General features: G+C 61.8%; 13 protein-coding genes and 2 pseudogenes. 6 read left to right on the top strand and 9 right to left on the bottom strand.

The genetic code is table 11. From position 1 onward, the window contains the following. Position 1: 1 nt before the first annotated feature. Positions 2–1,033: an ion channel gene (locus ACQKIK_RS12755; protein ID WP_499136219.1), complete on the bottom strand. Its 1,032-nt coding sequence runs from the start codon at positions 1,031–1,033 to the stop codon at positions 2–4. A gap of 199 nt (positions 1,034–1,232) precedes the next feature. Beyond that, entirely contained in the window at positions 1,233–3,668 is a 2,436-nt protein-coding gene (locus ACQKIK_RS12750) for a helicase-related protein (protein ID WP_499136218.1), read from the bottom strand. Between the two features lie 164 nt (positions 3,669–3,832). On the opposite strand from ACQKIK_RS12750, the gene ACQKIK_RS12745 reads away from it, so the two are divergent. The 4 genes from ACQKIK_RS12745 (at position 3,833) to ACQKIK_RS12730 (ending at position 7,538) form a co-directional block, all read left to right on the top strand. Then, positions 3,833–4,978 (top strand): alpha/beta hydrolase family protein, encoded by a 1,146-nt coding sequence (locus ACQKIK_RS12745; protein WP_499136217.1) that lies wholly within the window; start codon positions 3,833–3,835, stop codon positions 4,976–4,978. Positions 4,979–5,016: 38 nt separating this feature from the next. Then, positions 5,017–5,853: a penicillin-insensitive murein endopeptidase gene (gene mepA, locus ACQKIK_RS12740; RefSeq protein WP_499136216.1), complete on the top strand. Its 837-nt coding sequence runs from the start codon at positions 5,017–5,019 to the stop codon at positions 5,851–5,853. Between the two features lie 35 nt (positions 5,854–5,888). Continuing rightward, complete coding sequence (locus tag ACQKIK_RS12735) at positions 5,889–6,641, top strand: DUF72 domain-containing protein (RefSeq protein WP_499136215.1); 753 nt, start codon at positions 5,889–5,891, stop codon at positions 6,639–6,641. A gap of 150 nt (positions 6,642–6,791) precedes the next feature. Continuing rightward, positions 6,792–7,538 (top strand): dienelactone hydrolase family protein, encoded by a 747-nt coding sequence (locus ACQKIK_RS12730; RefSeq protein WP_499136436.1) that lies wholly within the window; start codon positions 6,792–6,794, stop codon positions 7,536–7,538. An 85-nt stretch (positions 7,539–7,623) separates the two neighbouring features. Here the strand turns inward: ACQKIK_RS12730 and ACQKIK_RS12725 are convergent, their stop codons facing one another. Beyond that, on the bottom strand, positions 7,624–8,220 hold the full coding sequence (locus tag ACQKIK_RS12725; protein ID WP_499136214.1) for a hypothetical protein: 597 nt from the start codon (positions 8,218–8,220) through the stop codon (positions 7,624–7,626). Between the two features lie 192 nt (positions 8,221–8,412). Continuing rightward, the gene (locus tag ACQKIK_RS12720) at positions 8,413–9,276 is read right to left on the bottom strand and encodes an SDR family oxidoreductase (protein ID WP_499136213.1); all 864 of its coding nucleotides are present in this window, start codon (positions 9,274–9,276) and stop codon (positions 8,413–8,415) included. A 240-nt stretch (positions 9,277–9,516) separates the two neighbouring features. Here ACQKIK_RS12720 and ACQKIK_RS12715 point away from each other — a divergent pair, with 240 nt between their 5' ends. Then, positions 9,517–9,954 carry a hypothetical protein gene (locus ACQKIK_RS12715; protein ID WP_499136212.1) on the top strand — a complete coding sequence of 146 codons (438 nt, stop codon included), beginning with the start codon at positions 9,517–9,519 and terminating at the stop codon, positions 9,952–9,954. A gap of 929 nt (positions 9,955–10,883) precedes the next feature. Next, positions 10,884–12,200, top strand: a complete 1,317-nt coding sequence (locus tag ACQKIK_RS12710; protein WP_499136211.1) for a sugar transporter — start codon at positions 10,884–10,886, stop codon at positions 12,198–12,200. Between the two features lie 32 nt (positions 12,201–12,232). Here the strand turns inward: ACQKIK_RS12710 and ACQKIK_RS12705 are convergent. From ACQKIK_RS12705 to ACQKIK_RS12685, 5 genes and pseudogenes are all read right to left on the bottom strand, one after another. Then, positions 12,233–12,670 (bottom strand): annotated as a pseudogene (locus ACQKIK_RS12705) (methyl-accepting chemotaxis protein); the annotation flags it as partial. 99 nt (positions 12,671–12,769) lie between these two features. After that, a pseudogene (locus ACQKIK_RS12700) lies at positions 12,770–13,546 on the bottom strand (PAS domain-containing protein); the annotation flags it as partial. A gap of 84 nt (positions 13,547–13,630) precedes the next feature. After that, on the bottom strand, positions 13,631–14,041 hold the full coding sequence (locus ACQKIK_RS12695; RefSeq protein WP_499136210.1) for a septal ring lytic transglycosylase RlpA family protein: 411 nt from the start codon (positions 14,039–14,041) through the stop codon (positions 13,631–13,633). Positions 14,042–14,252: 211 nt separating this feature from the next. Further along, the gene (locus tag ACQKIK_RS12690; RefSeq protein ID WP_499136208.1) at positions 14,253–15,029 is read right to left on the bottom strand and encodes a transporter substrate-binding domain-containing protein; all 777 of its coding nucleotides are present in this window, start codon (positions 15,027–15,029) and stop codon (positions 14,253–14,255) included. Between the two features lie 270 nt (positions 15,030–15,299). Then, on the bottom strand, positions 15,300–17,300 hold the full coding sequence (locus ACQKIK_RS12685; protein ID WP_499136207.1) for a peptidase U32 family protein: 2,001 nt from the start codon (positions 17,298–17,300) through the stop codon (positions 15,300–15,302). Between the last annotated feature and the right edge of the window lie 321 nt (positions 17,301–17,621).

The raw sequence follows: 17,621 nt of genomic DNA, 5'->3' as shown, positions 1-17,621 counted from the left end.
CTCAGCTGGCGTCACCCAGGCCGGCGAGGCGTGTGTTGGCGATATAGAACAGCTCGCCGCCGCGTACCGGGGTGTCGTTGGACGGATTGATGGTCGGCTGGGTCTGGTCCTTGGCGCGGTAGCCAATCAGCGTCGCGTTGTGCCGGTCTTTCAATTGCTTGTACAGCGCGCCGACCGTGCTTTCGTAGCTCTCGGGCAGTAGCAGGCGGTATTGGGTCGCGCCCTGGCCAACGCTCAGCAGCTCATTGATGATCACCGAGGAGCCTGGGTCCTGAGACGAACGCACCAGCATCTCGATGGCCATGCTGGAGGTGCATTCCAGTTTGGGCGCATAGCTGCGCGCCAGTCGGGCGGTCTCGCTGCTGCTGAAATGGGCAACCACATGACCGACCGGATTGAGCTGGTTGATGGTCAGCACGACCGCGAGCGTCAGGTCGTCCGAGCCGGTGCGCACCAGTGTGCGTTCGGCCCCTTTCACCCCGGCGCGCTGCAGCAGTGCCAGGGACGACAGGCTCTCGCCATGGATGAACTCAGTTTTGCCTGGCATCGGGTTTTCTTCGAGCACCGTGTCGCAGATGACGATCAGGTGGTCATTGGAGGTTTCGTCTTCATGCAGCAGCTCGACGACACGCTCGCTGATTTCGCCTTCCCAGCCGATCACAACGGTATGGCCCGTGCAGGTGGCGAACGTTCCTTTGCCTTTCATGCCTTTCCTCCAGACTGCAATGATGGAATTGGTGGTTTTGCCGATGACGGCGGTCAGCAGCGCGATGCCGCCGACCATCAGCCAGGTGGAAACAAAGATGCGACCGCCAGCGGTCTGCGGCGAGAAGTCACCGTAGCCGACCGTTAGTGCGGTGGTCAGATAGAAGTAAATGAACGTCTTAAGCTCGGTGAGCGGCGCCTCGGCGAACAGGCGCAGGCCGAGATAGGACACGCCGGCGTGCACCGCGAGCGCGAATAAAAGTGCGGCCCAGCCAAATCGGCTGGTAACCGCCGCCAGTTGCCTGCGCAACTGAATGATGATCGACATCGGCCCTGACTCCATGGCTTTCGGTAATGGCCATCGCAACGAGGCTCTGAATGGCCCCGGTCACGCTATAGACCTGCCGCATCCTAAGGGCCGAAGCCGCAGCTTGCCAGCCTCGCTACCCGCCATGGGCTAGCACCGGTACCTGGGTGGCGTAGTGGTGGGCGCCTGAGCGGCGGTTCCGCCAAGCGCCCGAACTGGCCTAGCGCTGCTCACGGAAACAGCTCTGGCACAGCCGAAACTTGCGTGCGGCCATCGGCATCGCCTTGCCACAGCCCTTGCAATTGCGGTTGTCGCCGGATCCGCGGCGGCGGTCCGAGCTGCGTGGCTTGCGCTGGCGCGACAACTCGCGGGTGATGGCGCCATTAAGGAGACTGCGATGCTCTTCGGCCTGCTCCAGCGCCGGAAAGTGTGCCGGCAGCGTGCGCGCCAGATGCAGGTAGGTTTCGATGACGTGCAGCGAGCTTTCCAGCGTCGCCAGGTCGGCATCGATGATCAGCCGCGGCAATGGGATCTCTTTGTCCTGCGCGACCTTTTTCAACCACTGCTGGGCGAAAACGGCGGCCGGGCTGTCCAGCCCCCCGCGAATCGGCGTGCAGGCGAAGATCCAGCGCAACGGCAGGTCGATGGTCGGGTCGTCGATCAGCTTGATCCACTCCGCCAGCTCGTCGGGCAGGATCGAGATGAATTCGTCGCCATAGTTGATGTTGCGGTTGAACGTCAGCCAGGCCCGCAACAGGCTCGGCTCGTTCATCAGTTCCGAGATGGCTTGCAGGTGCTCGATGGACGGCCTTACCTGGAACTGCGTCAGGTCCACCGGTAAGTCGTCGCTGTGGAACAGCCGCTTGATCGACTGCAGCGTCTGCCCGTCCAGCGCGGTGATGAGGCCGCTGTCGTGATGACCGAAGCGCCCGGCGCGGCCGCCGATCTGCTTGACCTCCTGCACCTTCAGCTGGCGGTTCTGGATGCCGTCGTACTTTTCGTCGGTGTAGAAGCACAGCGTGTGCGCCGGCAGGTTGAGGCCCATACCCACAGCATCCGTGGCGACCATGAGGTCCGCTTCGCCTTCGCGAAAACGGCGTGCCTGCTCACGGCGAACTTCCGGTGACAGCGCACCGTAGACCACCGAAACGCTCTTGCCGGTCATCTCCAGCATCGCCTTGAGTTCCAGCACCGTCTTGCGGCTGAAGGCGACCAGCATCGAGCCGGCATCGAGCTGCTTGAGGTTGGTCGAGCGGCGCGCCACGTCCACGGGTGAAAGTCGTTTGGTGCGTTTGATTACCAGTTGGTCTTCGCAGAGATCACAGAGGGTTTTCAGCGACGGCTGGATCAGCTCGGGGCCGGTCATGATCAGGTCCTGGGTGTAGGCGCTGACCAGCGCATCGACCCAGGCCCAGCCGCGTTGCGAGTCGGCCATCATCTGCACTTCGTCGATCACCACCACGTCCCAGGACTCGTGACGGAAGCGGGCGAATTCCTCGACGGTGCAGCAATAGTGGGTGGCACCTTCGCGGATGATTTCCTCTTCCCCGGTGACCAACGAGCAGGGCACGCCCATGGATTCGATGCGTTCCTGGTTTTCCAGGGCCATCAGGCGCAGCGGCGACAGGTAGATAGCGTGGGTCACGCCGGTCATGGCCTGGATCGCCTGGTACGTCTTGCCGCTGTTGGTCGGGCCGAGCAGGGCGGTCCAGGTGCGAGTGATGCGCCGCGCGGCGTAGAGCTTGTGGTAATGGACGAAGCGCGGGTTGTTCTCCAGTAGCACGGCGAAGGCCATCTTTTCGCGATTGTCCTCGCGGGCGAAACGGATGGTCCGGCGCAGCTTTTTTGGCTCCATCATGAAGACTTCGGTCAGGCGCTTCTCGCCGAGCAGCTGCAGATCGAAGTCCTGCGCTTCCTCGATCATCATCTCGAACTTGGCATTCATCGCCTGACGGTCTTCGTCTTTGAGCTGCGCGACTTCTTGCTCGCTGAGCACATGGCCTTGGCCGCCCGGAATGCGCCTTTGCATGTCCAGGGCGACCTCGCCGTGGCGCAGCTCGACCACATAGCGCAGCTCGTGTTTGACCTCGTTGACGATGTCGGCGGCGCGCGCCGCAAAATCGTCGAGGCGTGAAAGCCGCACGGGCAGGCGCTCCAGGCATTGGGCTTTGTGTTCTTCGCTGAGGCTGGTGAACGGCTTCTCCAAGACATGCAGGCGATCCCGGACCAGGGCCTGCACCGCAGCGCAGACGTTGCGTTCAAAGTCCTCGGTCGACTGGCTATCGTCGATGCGCAGCGCAAGTTCGGGTTCCAGCAGGTTCTGCACCGGGCCGCAATCCAGCGATTTCTCAATACCGAAGATATCGACGGTACAACTGAAATCGTTCACGTCCCGGTTCAGCAGTCGGCCGATCAGGCCAGTCGGTTCGGCGTCCTCAAGATTCGCCTCGACCGTAGGCTCGTCCAGCCCAAGCCAGAACAACCGCGCTGCACGGCCAATTTCGGGTGGCTGATGGCCGAGGTAGGTGCTGAACCATTTCTCCTGGTGATTTTTCTTCGGTACGAAATCGGGATGGCGCTCGCTGGCCCAGTCCAAAAAGCGCTGAAGTCTTTCGAGTTTGTGGGTGTGGCGGTGTTTGGCTTCGGCCTTGCGCATGATCGACGCCTCTCTGATCAGGGGTCCTGCAAGTTTGGACAATCGGGCCGCGCAATACGAGCGGCACGGCAGGCGGCCATGCGTCGGCTCGCAGACGAACGTATGGGGATGCTCGGAGTCGCAAATTCTATACATCCGAAACCGACTCGCGGGAGACAACGGCTATGGTGCTTCGCAACGGAGAAAGCAGCTGCTCACTACAGGCCGTTTCAGTGGGCGATGGTCCTTCATGGCGCGCCAACGATCTGTTCGGGCGGGTCATCTGTGCGGTCATGCTCGGGATGTTGATGCTGGCCGGTGCTGGCGTCGGGAGCGTTCAGGCTGAGGATCTGAAGCACCCCAGCGATCTCCTACGGGTCACCAATTATCCGGGCGGTCTGGCGATAGCCGAACTCTCGCGCTGGCGTGAAGCAACGCCGGAAATAAAAGACATAAAGATCCCATCCAGTGCCGACGATAGTGAGCAGGCGGCGCTGTTCTACGACTCAGGTTCAGACAAGGAAAAGCCGCTGCTCATGGTGCTGCACAGCTGGAGCACCGATTACCTGCAGAACATCGACATTCCGCTGGGCCAGTTCGCAATTGCGAACGACTGGGTGTTCATTCACCCGAACTTCCGAGGTCAGAATGATGGTCGTCCCGAATCGACCGCCTCTGAACTGGCGATTTCTGACATGCAGGACGCGCTCGAATACGCGCGCGAACATGCCGAAATTGACGAGTCGCGGATCTATCTGCTCGGCTACTCGGGCGGTGCGATGAATGCACTGCACCTGGCGAGTCGTAATCCCGATGTGTTTGCCGGCGTTGCGGCTTGGGTGCCGGTTTATGACCTGGTGACCTGGCACCAGTGGAACAAAGCGCGCGGCGAAAAGTACGCCGGTGAAATCGAGCAGGTCTGTGGTGGTGAGCCAACTCAGGGCTCCAGCGCCTTTGATGAATGCCGCAAGCGCAGCCCGAGTCGCTATGTGCCGGAGGTGGCGGGCGATATTCGCGTACTCATCGCTCACGGCATCGACGACACCACCGTCCCGCCTGAGCAGGCGCTTCATGCCTTCAACGACCTGGCGAAGGAAGACGATCGAATCCCTCAGAAGCAGATCGACCAGTTGATGGAGACTCGCCAGGTCCCGGATGCCTTGCGTCAACGATCGGCCAAGGGCAGCGATGAATTCCCGCAGTTCGCCGAGGCGGATGCTGATGTGTTGCTGTACCTGAAATCGGGCCCTACCGAGCTGGTGCTGTTCGAAGGCGAGCACGACATGCTTTACCGGCCTGGGCTGGAATGGCTTTCTCGTCAGCAGCGGTGATGCAAGGTTCAGATCGATACAAGGACTCCGAAGTCGCTATGAGCAGTCAACACATCAGCATGTCGAGTCGCCTTTGCAGGCGGGTACTGGCGGCCTGTGGTCTGGCCGGATGGATGGTTTCTGCGGTCAACGCGGCGGACCGGGACTGGTCCAGCGTCACCGAGCCGCTACCCGGAGAGCCGCGAATCATCGGTAAGCATGGCGCGGCGTGTCTGGTTGGCGCAGTACAACTGCCGCCCGAAGGTGAGGGTTACCAGGCCGTCGATATGCAGCGTAACCGTCACTACGGACATCCCGCGCTGCTTGATTACATCCAGGACCTGGGTCGCCGGCTGGATGGGGCTGGCATCGGGCCCATGCTCGTCGGCGATATGGCGCAGCCGCGCGGCGGCCCGATGTCCTATGGGCACGTTAGCCACCAGAGCGGTCTGGACGTCGACATCTGGTTCCGTCTGGATCTGCCGCCGCTGGCCCGCAGCGAGCGCGAGGGCGTCGAACAACCCATCCTGGTCGACGAAACCACCGGGGAGCTGGACAGCAAACGATGGACCGAACAGCACGCCGAGCTGATCCGCCTTGCCGCGCAAGATCCGCGGGTGACGCGCATCTTCGTCGATGCCGCGGTCAAACGAGACCTCTGCGAGCGTGAGTGGAACGACCGCTCCTGGCTGCAACGCATCCGCCCATGGCCGTTTCATGACGAACACTTGCATGTTCGTCTGCGCTGTCCGGAGGGCTCGACAGAGTGTGTCGACCAGCCACCGCCGCCACCGGGCGAGGGCTGCAAAGCGATTCTCCCGACCCCGCGCCCGGTGGCAATGGCCAGCCCAAGTCGCCGCCTGCCCGCTGCCTGCGCCGCTGTGTTCAGTCAGTAGACGGCTGGGATGCAAAACGTAACGGGAGCGGTCCGGTGAGTATCGCCAGCGAAACATCCTCCGTTCTGCTCGGCACTGCCGGTTGGAGCTTGCCGCGCGAGCAATGGCCGGCGTTTCCAGCGGAGGGCACGCACCTGCAGCGGTACGCGGCTCGTTTACCCGCTGTCGAGATCAACAGCTCGTTTTACCGTGCCCATCGGCCCACGACCTATGCCAAGTGGGCGGAAAGCGTGCCGGCTGGGTTTCGCTTCAGCGTCAAGGTACCCAAGCAGATCACCCATGAACGGCGCCTGGATGGCTGCGATCAACTGATCGAACAGTTTCTGCACGAGTGCGGCCATTTGGCTGACAAGCTAGGCTGCCTGCTGGTGCAGCTGCCCCCTTCGCTGGTTTACGAGCCGAGCGTCGCCCAAGCGTTCATCGACTCGTTGAGAGCACGTTATGGCGGGTTGGTGGCGATCGAGCCGCGCCATCCGAGCTGGCTCGATGCCGAGCCAGTGCTGCAGCACGCTCGAATCGCACGGGTCGCGGCTGACCCGGCACCCTTTCCGGCGGCAGCCGAGCCGGGCGGTTGGGATGGCTTCACTTATTACCGTCTGCATGGCTCGCCGCGCATCTACTCCTCCTCGTATGGTGAAGAATGGCTCGACAGCTTGACCGAGCGGCTGGCCGAGCGAAGCGCTACGCAACCAGCGGACACAGCCTGCTGGTGCATTTTCGACAACACCGCCAGCGGGGCGGCGACCGCTAATGCGCTAGCACTGCAGCATCGCCTCAAGCAGATCTGACTCTGCTCGCAAGGTGGCGACACAAACCGAAATGGTCTGAGGGTAAGGCCAGCCGGTACGGTCTGGGTTTTCCGCTACCGTTGAACAGTCGTCTCACTGAGCAGGAACGCCTCCATGAACAAGACGTGTATTGCCCTGGCGCTGGCCGGGATGGTCGGTGCCGCCGAAGCGGCGGTGGTGGTCAAGCCACATGCCTATGAGATCGCCGGTGAAACCTATGAGGGGCTGCTCGTCTATGACGACTCGGTAACCACGCCGCGGCCCGGCTTGCTGATGGTGCCCAACTGGCTGGGCGTCACCGAGCGCTCCGCTGAAAAGGCGGCGCGCGCGGCGGGGGATAAGTACGTCGTGTTCATGGCTGACCTGTATGGCAAGGCGGTGCGGCCATCCAATCCGGATGAAGCCAAGGCCGCTGCCACATCGGTACGTGGCGATCGGCCACTGATGCGCAAACGGGCCCAGGCTGCGGTCGAGGCGTTCAGGTCGCAGCAGGTGGTGGCGCTGGATACCGGCAAGATGGCGGCGATCGGTTTCTGCTTTGGCGGCGGTGCAGTTCTTGAGTTGGCCCGGTCCGGCTCCGATCTGGACGCCTTTGTCTCGTTCCATGGCAACCTCGATACGCCGAACCCGGACGACGCCAAACAGATCAAGGCACCGGTGCTGGTGCTGCACGGTGCCGACGACCCGGCGGTACCGAAAGAACAGGTCGATGCGTTCATCGCCGAGATGAAAGCCACCGATGTGGATTGGCAGATGAATATCTATGGCAACGCCGTGCATTCCTTCACCGACCCTTACGCCAACGTGCCTGGGCGCAACGAGTTCAATCCGGAAGTGGCCGAGCGGGCATTTCAGGCCATGAACAGACTGCTCGATGAGGTGTTTGTCTCGCAGTGATGCGACCGGAGGTTGCGGTCGGTTGCGTCAGGTCAGCCGCTATTCAGAAAGGTGGAGGCTGACCTGCGGGGGTCGTCCAATGATCTCAGCGCGGAACGATCCGCACACGCCCAGCCGTGTTGTCACGCCGCCCGGCCTTGTCGTTTTCGGCACGCCCGGGAATCGAGCCGTCTGCTGCGCCGCGGTCACCGCTGGCCGTTCCGTCCAGTTTGCGTTCGTCGACACTGAGTGAGGTGGCATCGGGATAGCCGGTGGTCAGTGTTTCGGTGCTGGCGGTGACAGGGGTCGCTTCCTCTTCACCCCAGCTGGCGCTGCGCTCGTCGATATCGATCGCGCCGTTGCGCTCCATCAACTCTTCGACCATGGAGACTTCATCATCGGTATCCAGCGTGACGGTCACGATGGTCGAGCCGCGCCGGGCGGCTTCCGGATAACGGCCGGCATGCTTGCTTGAGTCGTCACCGAACACCTTGCCGACGAAACTGCCGATCTTCTCCGCTACCGAGGCGTCATCGTTCGGCTCTTCGCCGATTACCTCCACGCGACTGCTGTCCACAGTGTCCGGGTTGAAGGACGCGGAAATCTGTATGGCGTCGCTGGTTATTCCTTTGCTCAGAATTTCGGTTTTGACTTGCTCGGCTTCGGCGTAACGATCAAACGCCGCTATGAGGATCTGTGGCATGACTTCACCTTTCTCTGCAGGCTTGGCTGCGGTTGATATGCGCGGCGAGCGTTTCGACCTGTAAGTGCTCGCTGTCCTGTCTATTGGGCGAGACCAGCGAGGCGAAGGTTCCGTGCGTTCTCATTACGTGATGCTTCGGCTGCTCGCGTTGCCCGGTTACCGCGGTCGAATCGCCGCCATCGCTGGCTGCAGCTAGCCATTCACCACCTTGCCGCCGTTGATATGGATCGTCTGGCCGCTGACGTAGGACGAATCCTCGCATGCCAGATAGACGTAGGCCGGGCCTAGCTCGGATGGCTGGCCGCAGCGCCCCATTGGCATCTGGCTGCCGAAGTCTTCGAGCAGTTCCGGGTCGTGCTTGCCCAGCGATGGCGGTTGCAGCGGGGTCCAGATCGGTCCGGGAGCGATCTGGTTGACGCGGATATCGCGTTCGATCAGTTGTTGCGACAGGGCGCGGGTAAACCCGTCGATGGCGCCCTTGGTCGAGGTGTAATCGACCAGCATCGGGTTGCCGATAAAGGAATTGATCGACGTAGTGTTGATGATCGAGGCGCCAGCCTTGAGGTGGGGCAGTGCAGCACGGGTGAGGTAGAAGTAGCCATGAATGTTGGTGGCGAAGGTCTTCTCCCACTGCTCATCGGTGATGTCTTCGAGTCGCGTCTGGACTTCCTGGCGTCCGGCATTGTTCACCAGCACGTCCAGTTGGCCGAACGTCTTCACCGTTTGCTCCACCGCGTCGTTGCAGTGGCTGCTGTCGCGGATGTCGCCTGGCAGCAGCAGGCAGCGCTGCCCCTCGGCTTCGATCATGCGCTTGGCGTCTTCGGCATCCTGATGCTCATCGAGGTACATGATCGCTACGTCCGCGCCTTCTCGGGCGAAGTGCACCGCTGCCGCACGGCCGATGCCGCTGTCTCCACCGCTGACCAATGCGACCTTGCCAGCGAGCTTTCCGCTGCCCTTGTAACTGTCGCGAATGAACTCGGCCGATGGCTGCAGCTCGTGTTCCTGACCGGGCAAGCGGTCCTGTTTCTGCGCGTGGATCTTCGGATAAGCCATAGGTACTCCAGACATGAAAGTGGGTTCTGTAAGTACGGCTGGTGCCTGGCGGGAAAGTTTCGGCAGAGTGCCGAGTGGGCGTCCGGTGGTGACCGATGATCGGGAACGGCGCTGTATCGCTAGATGGCGCTTGGCCATGTATTTGCGCTGGCCTATAGTGCCGTCCGCCACGGACGGCTGCTGCACCCCAGCGTAGGGAGGTCATGGCCGTTCACGCCTATCATCTACAAGGGTATGACCATGAAAACCAAGCAACTCCTGGCACTGCCGCTGCTCGCTGCGCTGTTGTCCGCCTGCACCGCCACCACTTCGCTGCGCTCCAGCGACCCGAGCCTCGCTGTCAAGATCAACGACGATGCTCCGCTGGTACTGAAAAACCCCGTAAACAAGACCTACAAGGCGACCAGCTTCGGTCAGTACCGCTTCCGCGCTACGCAGGACGGCATGGAACCGATGTACGGGATCGTCCCGCTCAAGTTCAACAGTGGCTATCTTGTCGCTGACATCCTGTTCTTCGCGCCGGCCGCGTTCTACAACCTGCGGGAGGTCTATCCGTTCTACGAGTTCGACGTGGCCCAGGGCGTGGTTCGCTACAAGAAGAAAGAGCAGGATCAGTGGACCAACTACAAGCCGACGGCTGCCGAGGTCGAGCGCGCCCGCGCTTACTTCAATCGATAACGCTCACGCCTGAACGCCCCTAGCAGCGCCGCGAATGCCTTCGCTGGCATTGTCCCCTGTAGGAGCCAGCTTGCTGGCGATCTTTTCGGCACCGCAGAGGCGTGGATCGCCAGCAAGCTGGCTCCTACAAAAGCGTGATGTCGTAAGGGTTCGCGCAGTTCGCTACGGGTACGGGGCAGGTCTGCCACTGGTCGCGAGTTGCCTGCTCGGCCTAACAGCGACCGACTGCAGAAATCCGCACGCAGCGCCACGACTACCTTCGCTGGCGTTGTCCCCTGTAGGAGCCAGCTTGCTGGCGATCTTTTCGGCACCGCGCAGGCGCGGATCGCCAGCAAGCTGGCTCCTACAACAGCGTGATCCGCGACTTGTCCATGTCGTACGGGTTCGCGCAATTCGCTACAGGTGCGCTGCAGGGGCTTCCACTGGTCTCCAGATACTTTTCCGGCCTGACATCGACCGACTGCAGAAATCCGCACGCAGCGCCACGACTACCTTCGCTGGCGTTGTCCCCTGTAAGAGCCAGCTTGCTGGCGATCTTTTCGGCACCGCGCAGGCGTGGATCGCCAGCAAGCTGGCTCCTACAAAAGCGTGATCCGCGGCTTGTCCATGTCGTACCGGTGCGGACAGTTCGCTGCAGGTGCGCTGCAGGTGCGCTGCAGGTGCGCTGCAGGTCTGCCACCGGTCGCCAGATACTTTTCCGGCCTGACATCGACCGACTGCAGGCGTAGAATCCGCGCCGCTCCAGCTGTCCCTCTTCGCACCTCCAACGCTTACGTTGCCATCCTGCGTGCATTACCTGCGCCGCGGGCGATCTGCGTTGTGGCAAGTGATGGAACGGCCATCCCTTACACCTTCTTCGTCACACTGCACTGTGCCGTCCTGGCGCGTTGCGGTTGCCGAGTGAACAGCAGTTTTCAGACGTCGCCCACATGAACGAATCGCAAAGCTCCCACGGCGGGAGTTGGCTCAGCGTTATCGCGCTGGCCCTGGCCGCTTTTATTTTCAACACGACGGAATTCGTCCCGGTCGCCTTGTTGAGCGACATCGGTCGGTCGTTCGATATGCCGCCGTCTCAGGTCGGGCTGATGTTGACCATCTACGCTTGGGTGGTCGCGCTGATGTCGCTGCCGATGATGCTGCTGACCCGCAATGTCGAGCGGCGAACCCTGCTTATCTTCGTGTTCGTGGTGTTCATCGGCAGCCATCTGGTCTCCAGCGTAGCGTCGAGTTTCAGCATGCTGATGATCAGCCGCATCGGCATCGCGCTTTCACACGCCGTGTTCTGGTCGATTACTGCGTCGCTGGCCGTGCGCGTCGCCCCTGCCGGCAAGCAGGCGCAGGCGCTCGGCTTGCTTGCAACTGGTAGCGCGCTGGCCATGGTGCTGGGCATTCCGCTGGGGCGGGTTGTCGGCGAGCTGCTGGACTGGCGTACCACCTTCCTGTCGATCGCGGTGGTCGCTGCATTGGTCGTGCTCTGCCTGGCGCGCACCTTGCCGCTGCTTCCGAGCCAGAATTCCGGTTCTCTGCGCAGTTTGCCGATGCTGTTCAAGCGGCCAGCCCTGGTGGCGGCCTATGTACTGACCGCGCTGGTGATTACCGCGCAGTTCACCGCCTACACCTATATCGAACCCTTCGTGCAAACCATCGCGCACCTGAGTGGCAACATGACCACGGCGCTGCTGCTGCTGTTCGGTGGGGCCGGCATTCTCGGGACGGTGCTCTTCAGCCGTTACAGCAACCGGTATCCGAAAGGCTTCCTGATCGCAGCGATTTCGATCATGGCTATGTGCCTGTTGCTGCTGTTGCCCGCATCGCGCGACAGCTCGCTGCTGGCTGCTCTGGTGGTGGTATGGGGGATCGCCGGCATGTGCTTTGGCCTGGCACTACAGGCGAAAGTACTGAACCTCGCCTCCGATGCGACGGATGTCGCCATGGCCTTGTTCTCAGGCATCTATAACGTCGGCATTGGCGGCGGCGCACTGCTGGGCAGCTTGGTCACCGCTCATCTCGGCCTCAGCGATGTTGGCATCGTTGGCGGTCTTTTGGCCCTGAGCGGGGTCGTGCTGTGCTGCTTTGCGACCTATCGCTTCGCCAGACCGGTGGGCAGCGCCGCGCTCTGGCGTGCTGGGGCAGGGGGCAGCGGCAGTGATCCCTCGTCGCTGCGCGGGTTAGGCTTGGCCGAGGAGCTGGGTGCTCCGTTGACGCCAAGCCCTGGCGATGTCGATTCCGGTATCAGCCGCCAATGATGGGGGCTGGCGTACCGTAGCCAGCCGTCCGGTCAATGCAGTTCGTTGGCGAAGCGACCCACCGCACTCACGACCTGTTTGGCACCGTCCTGGATCTCGACGATCACCTCGCCCGCCTGGTTGGCCAGCGACAGCCCTTGGGCTGCTTGCTCGCGGCTGTTGGCCATTTCCCGTACGGCTTCGTCGACCAGCGCCTGGTTCTTCTGCACCACACTGACGATCTCTTCGGTAGCGGCGCTGGTGCGGCCAGCCAGTTGGCGAACTTCGTCCGCGACTACGGCAAACCCGCGACCCTGTTCACCGGCGCGTGCGGCTTCGATGGCGGCGTTGAGTGCAAGCAGGTTGGTTTGTGCAGCGATGCCGCCAATGGTCTGGACGATGGAGCTGATCAGGTGCGATTGCTGGCCCAGCGCCTCGATACCCTGGGTGGCCGATTCGACCTCTTCGGCAATGCGCTGCATGGTCGCGACCGTATCCTTGACCACCACGGCGCCACGCTCGGCGCTGGTGTCGGTTTTGCGCGACACGTCATAGGCGATGCTTGCCGCTTCCCTGACTTCCTCCTCGCGTGCGACCTGCTCGGTCACCACGCTGGCGAATTTGACCACTTTGCAAAGCTTGTCTTCGGCGTCATAGACCGGGTTGTAGGTCGCTTCGAGCCAGACATCGCGGCCCATGCTGTCGATGCGCTTGAAGCGGTCGGCAACGAATTCGCCGCGATTGAGCGTTTGCCAGAAGGCTTTGTACTGCTGGGACGACGCTTCCTCGGCGGTGCAGAACATGCTGTGGTGCTTGCCTGCGATCTGCTTGAGCGAATAGCCCATCCCCTGCAGGAACTGCTCGTTGGCCGTAACCACGGTGCCGTCCAGATTGAACTGGATGACCGCCGTGGAGCGCAGCAGCGCATTGATGAACGCTTCGTTTTCCTTGGCCTGCTGAAGCTCGCGGGTCACTTCACGTCCATAGCCGCTCATGTGCAGCAAGCTGCCCTGGGCGTTCCGAATCGGATACCAGTCGATGTGTAGCCACGCCAAGCTGCCGTCTGAGCGCAGAAAGCGGTAGTCGTCGCTGACCGGAGCAAGCTTGGACACCGCTGAGCGGAAGTCGTGGAAGCACGGCAGGTTCTTCACATAGGCCGGCACGATCTCCGCCATGGGGCGACCTTGCAGTTGCTCCGGGGTGTAGCCGAGCGTCTTGGCGAATGCCCGGTTGACGGCCACCATTCGAAACTCTGAGTCGAGTGTGATCGACAGCAGCGTCTCGTTCATCTGGTCCCGCAGCTGGCGGAGCAGGGATAGCTCTGCGGCTTGTTCTTCGATTTGTTTTTTGAGCGGGCCGTTAAACATGGAAGCACCAGGAGCTGAGTGGACGTGTCTATCTATCGGCACACCACGGCCTTACTTGATGCCGCCCTTGGGTGATTCGTCGCCTCAGTCAACCCTTTCCAGGCGTACCCGGATCACGCCGGAGCGGGTGCTGGCGATGCTCTGAAAAGCTGCTTTCGACAGGTCGATAATCCGCCCACGGACGAAAGGTCCACGGTCATTGATGCGCACCACCACGCTTTTACCGTTACCGTCATTGATGACCCGTACCTGGCTGCCAAAGGGCAGGGTGCGATGTGCAGCCGTCAACGCGTTCTGGTCGAAGCGCTCGCCACTGGCGGTTAGCTTGTTGTGGTGTCGATTTCCGTAGTAAGAGGCCTTGCCTGAACCAATCTGTGCGCCCGTCTCGGTAGGCGATTCCTGCGGTGCGGGCGCCTTCGGTCGCGGGGTGCTACAGCCGGCGAGGGCTATGACCGTTAGCAGCGTGATCAACCAAACGGTTGGCCTGATGAGCATCGTCGATCCTTGTCTTCAGCATGGGGGCCCGCGCAGCGCCGTTTGAGAGGCAAGGCGCGGTGCCATTAGGAGTGTCGCAGTGCCAGTAAGTTTTCGAAAACCAGGCCAATCGGCCTCTTCGTCAACGATTCGGCGCTCGTGTACAGAACAGGGCGAGAGCCGAGCGGTGCCAGCATGGCGGACCCGAATCGCTCGGGTCCGCCTCGGCGAACTACTCGCTCGGCTTGGCCAGCCAGGTGTCAGCGATGCGCTGGTATTCCCCCGTGGCCTTGCTCAGGTGCAGCCACTGGTCGACATAAGCCTTGAACGCCACATCCCCGCGCGGCAGCAGAAAGGCCTTTTCGCTGTACTGCAGCGGCTTGTCGGGGTTCACCGCGCACAGCGTCGGGTAGTTGCGCTGCTGGTACTGCGCTTCGGACGAGTCGGTGATCATCACGTCGGCCTTGTTCTCGGCGACGGATTTGAAGATCCCGGTGTTGTCGTGGAACAGCTCCAGCTGCGCCTTGGGCAGTTCGCGGTGGACGAAGGCTTCGTTGGTGCCACCTGGCGGCTCGATCAGGCGGACCGAAGGCTGATTGAGCTGGTCGATGGTCTGGTACTTCTCGACCTCGTCGCAACGGACGAAAGGAATCTTGCCGTCCACCGTTATCGGGTCGCTGAAGAATGCCTTCTTTTGCCGCTCGAGCGAGATGGAAACGCCGCCCACCGCCATGTCGCACTGGGCGAGGAAGTCTGGCATCAGGGTCTTCCAGGTGGTGGGTACCCATTCGATCTTGACGTTCAGGCTTTTGGCCAGCGACTCGGCCAGCGCGATGTCGATGCCCTCGTACCCCTTGTCGTCGCGCAGGAAGGTGTAGGGCTTGTAGTCGCCAGTGGTGCAGACCTTCAGCGTCCCACGCTGCTGGACCTCATCAAGCAGCGAAGAGGAAGGCGCGGCGAGACTCGCGCCGCTGGCCAGCAAGACGCCGGCCGCAATCAGAGATTTCATGGGTGTTCCTTGCAAGGGCATGCCTGAGAAGGCCGCGGTTATTGTTCTGACCCGTCAGTCGGGCACGTCGAACGTAACGGAGAGCGACCAAACCTCACAAGGGATTTGCGTGACGACGTGCCACGGTCTAAAACACCGCAACGCGGCCGAACAAGTTCGGCCCTACATATCTGCGGCGATTATCCGGTCGCTCGGGTCATTCGGCGGTCGTTGTAGGGCCGAATTCACTCGGCCACTCTGCGTAATTCCGGGCCGATTCCCGACAGCGCCTCAGGCGTGCGGCTTGCTACGAATGGTCTTCATCAGATCGGCCGGGGTGATGTGCCCGACCACGCTGCTGGCGCTACCCGGCTGCGGCAGGTTGAGGATGTTGCCCTTGATCTTGCCGATGACATGCATTTCGCAGGGCTTGCAGTCGAACTTCAGGGTCAGCACCTCGTCACCGTGCACCAGCTGCATCGGCGCGACCTTTGTGCGCACACCTGTGACGCCCTTGGCCTGTTTCGGGCAGAGGTTGAAGGAGAAACGCAGGCAGTGCTTGGTGATCATCACCGGCACTTCGCCGGTTTCCTCATGGGCCTCGAAGGCCGCATCGATCAACTGCACGCCGTAGCGCTGGTAAAAGGCGCGGGCTTTCTGGTTGTAGACGTTGGCGAGGAAGGTGAGGTGCGATTCCGGGTAGACCGGCGGTGGCACGCTGACCGCCTTGCGGCTGCCGAGCGGGCGGATCGCCTCGCGGGCGTCGGTGAGCGCCTCGATGGCTTCGCGGCGCAGGGCCTTGAGTTGCGAGTTGGGGATGAAGAAGGCCTGGGGCGCGTCTACGTCCGCTTCTTCGGCGTGGTAGATCGTCGTGCCGAGCTGGCTCAGCAAATCAGCAATCTGGCCGGGCACCTGTTCCGGCTTCTTCGCTTCGCCGAACGGGCCGGCCAGCGAAACCGTGGCGTAAGCGCCTTCTTTGCTGGTGACGTGCAGCTCCAGTTGATCGGCGCGCAGCTTGGCCAGCCAGCGCACACCGATGCGGCGCTCGGCGGAGATCTTGAGCAAGGCGTTCTGCCAGTTGTGGTCCAGGTTGCGATTGAGCGGATGGTTTGGCCGCACCTGATGCATCGCGGCGGGCATTTCGTTGGGTTCGACGCGGTATTGCCAGAACGATTGACCGTCTTCCTCGAACTGCTTCAGCGGCTCGACCACGCTGGCGCGAAAACCCACCACCTCGCGCTTGATCAGCACGTTCAAGCCATCACCGTTGGACAGTGGCTCGCGGGTCTGCACGGTGAGGTCGTGCTTGCCAACCTTGAGCACTTCACCCACAGCGAGGCCGGTGAAGGTTGGCGAGTCGAAGGCGCCAATGTCGATCTTGCGGTCAGTGACGAAGTAGTCGGTGCTCCCGCGGTGAAAGGTCTTGTCCGGGTCCGGCACGAAGAAGTGATCGGTGCGGCCACTGGACGCGCGGGCCAGGTCAGGGCGGTCTTCAAGGATTTCGTCGAGTCGCTGACGGTAGTAAGCGGTGATGTTCTTCACGTAGCTCACATCCTTGTAGCGGCCTTCGATCTTGAACGAGCGCACGCCGGCATCGACCAGCGCCCGCAGGTTGGCGCTCTGATTGTTGTCCTTCATCGACAGCAGGTGCTTGTCGAAGGCGACCACGCGGCCCTGGTCATCTTTCAGCGTGTAGGGCAGGCGGCAGGCCTGGGAGCAGTCGCCGCGATTGGCACTGCGGCCGTTTTGCGCGTGGGAAATATTGCACTGGCCGGAGAACGCCACGCATAGGGCGCCGTGGATGAAGAACTCGATGGCCGCGTCGGTGGCATCGCTGATCGCGCGGATTTCCTGCAGGTTCAGCTCGCGGGCCAACACCAGCTGCGAGAAGCCAGCCTGATCCAGAAACTTGGCGCGCTCCAGGGTACGGATGTCGGTCTGGGTGCTGGCGTGCAGCTCGATCGGCGGAATGTCCATTTCCATCACGCCCATGTCCTGCACGATCAGCGCATCGACACCGATCTCGTACAGCTGCCAGATCAGCGTTCGCGCGGCTTCCAGCTCGTCGTCATGCAGGATCGTATTGATCGTGACGAACACGCGCGCATGGAACAGGTGGGCGAATTTCACCAGCTCGGCAATGTCCGCCACGCTGTTCTCGGCGTTGTGCCGTGCCCCGAAACTCGGCCCGCCGATGTACACCGCATCGGCACCATGCAGGATGGCCTCGCGAGCGATGGTCGTGTCCCGGGCAGGGGAGAGCAGTTCGAGGTGATGTTGTGGCAAGGACATGAGCGCGGACCGGGTGCAGATCGAAGCCGCGCATTGTAATGGCTTAAGGGCCTTTTGGGACTGGCCGCCGGGCGAGTGATTGAGGCCCGAATATCGATTGCGATGATGAACGCCTCTGACTCGGCGATTCGCGCTACGGCGAGTGGCGGCTACCTAGCCAGGTAAATCCACCAGTTTTAGTGGTGTGGACGAGAAAGTTTGTCATTTACCTAAATAAATGATTACTTATCTCATTCGCGATTGATTATTATCCGTTGCCCGCGACTCAATGTGTAACAAAAATCAGAAGACGCGGCTGCCACCCACTAAATAAAGAGGATC

The sequence above is a fragment of the Pseudomonas sp. NPDC047961 genome (genome assembly GCF_050272435.1).
Lineage (GTDB): Bacteria > Pseudomonadota > Gammaproteobacteria > Pseudomonadales > Pseudomonadaceae > Stutzerimonas.
Note: the sequence above shows the minus strand (reverse complement) of the source record. Positions and strands in the feature narration are given on the sequence as shown.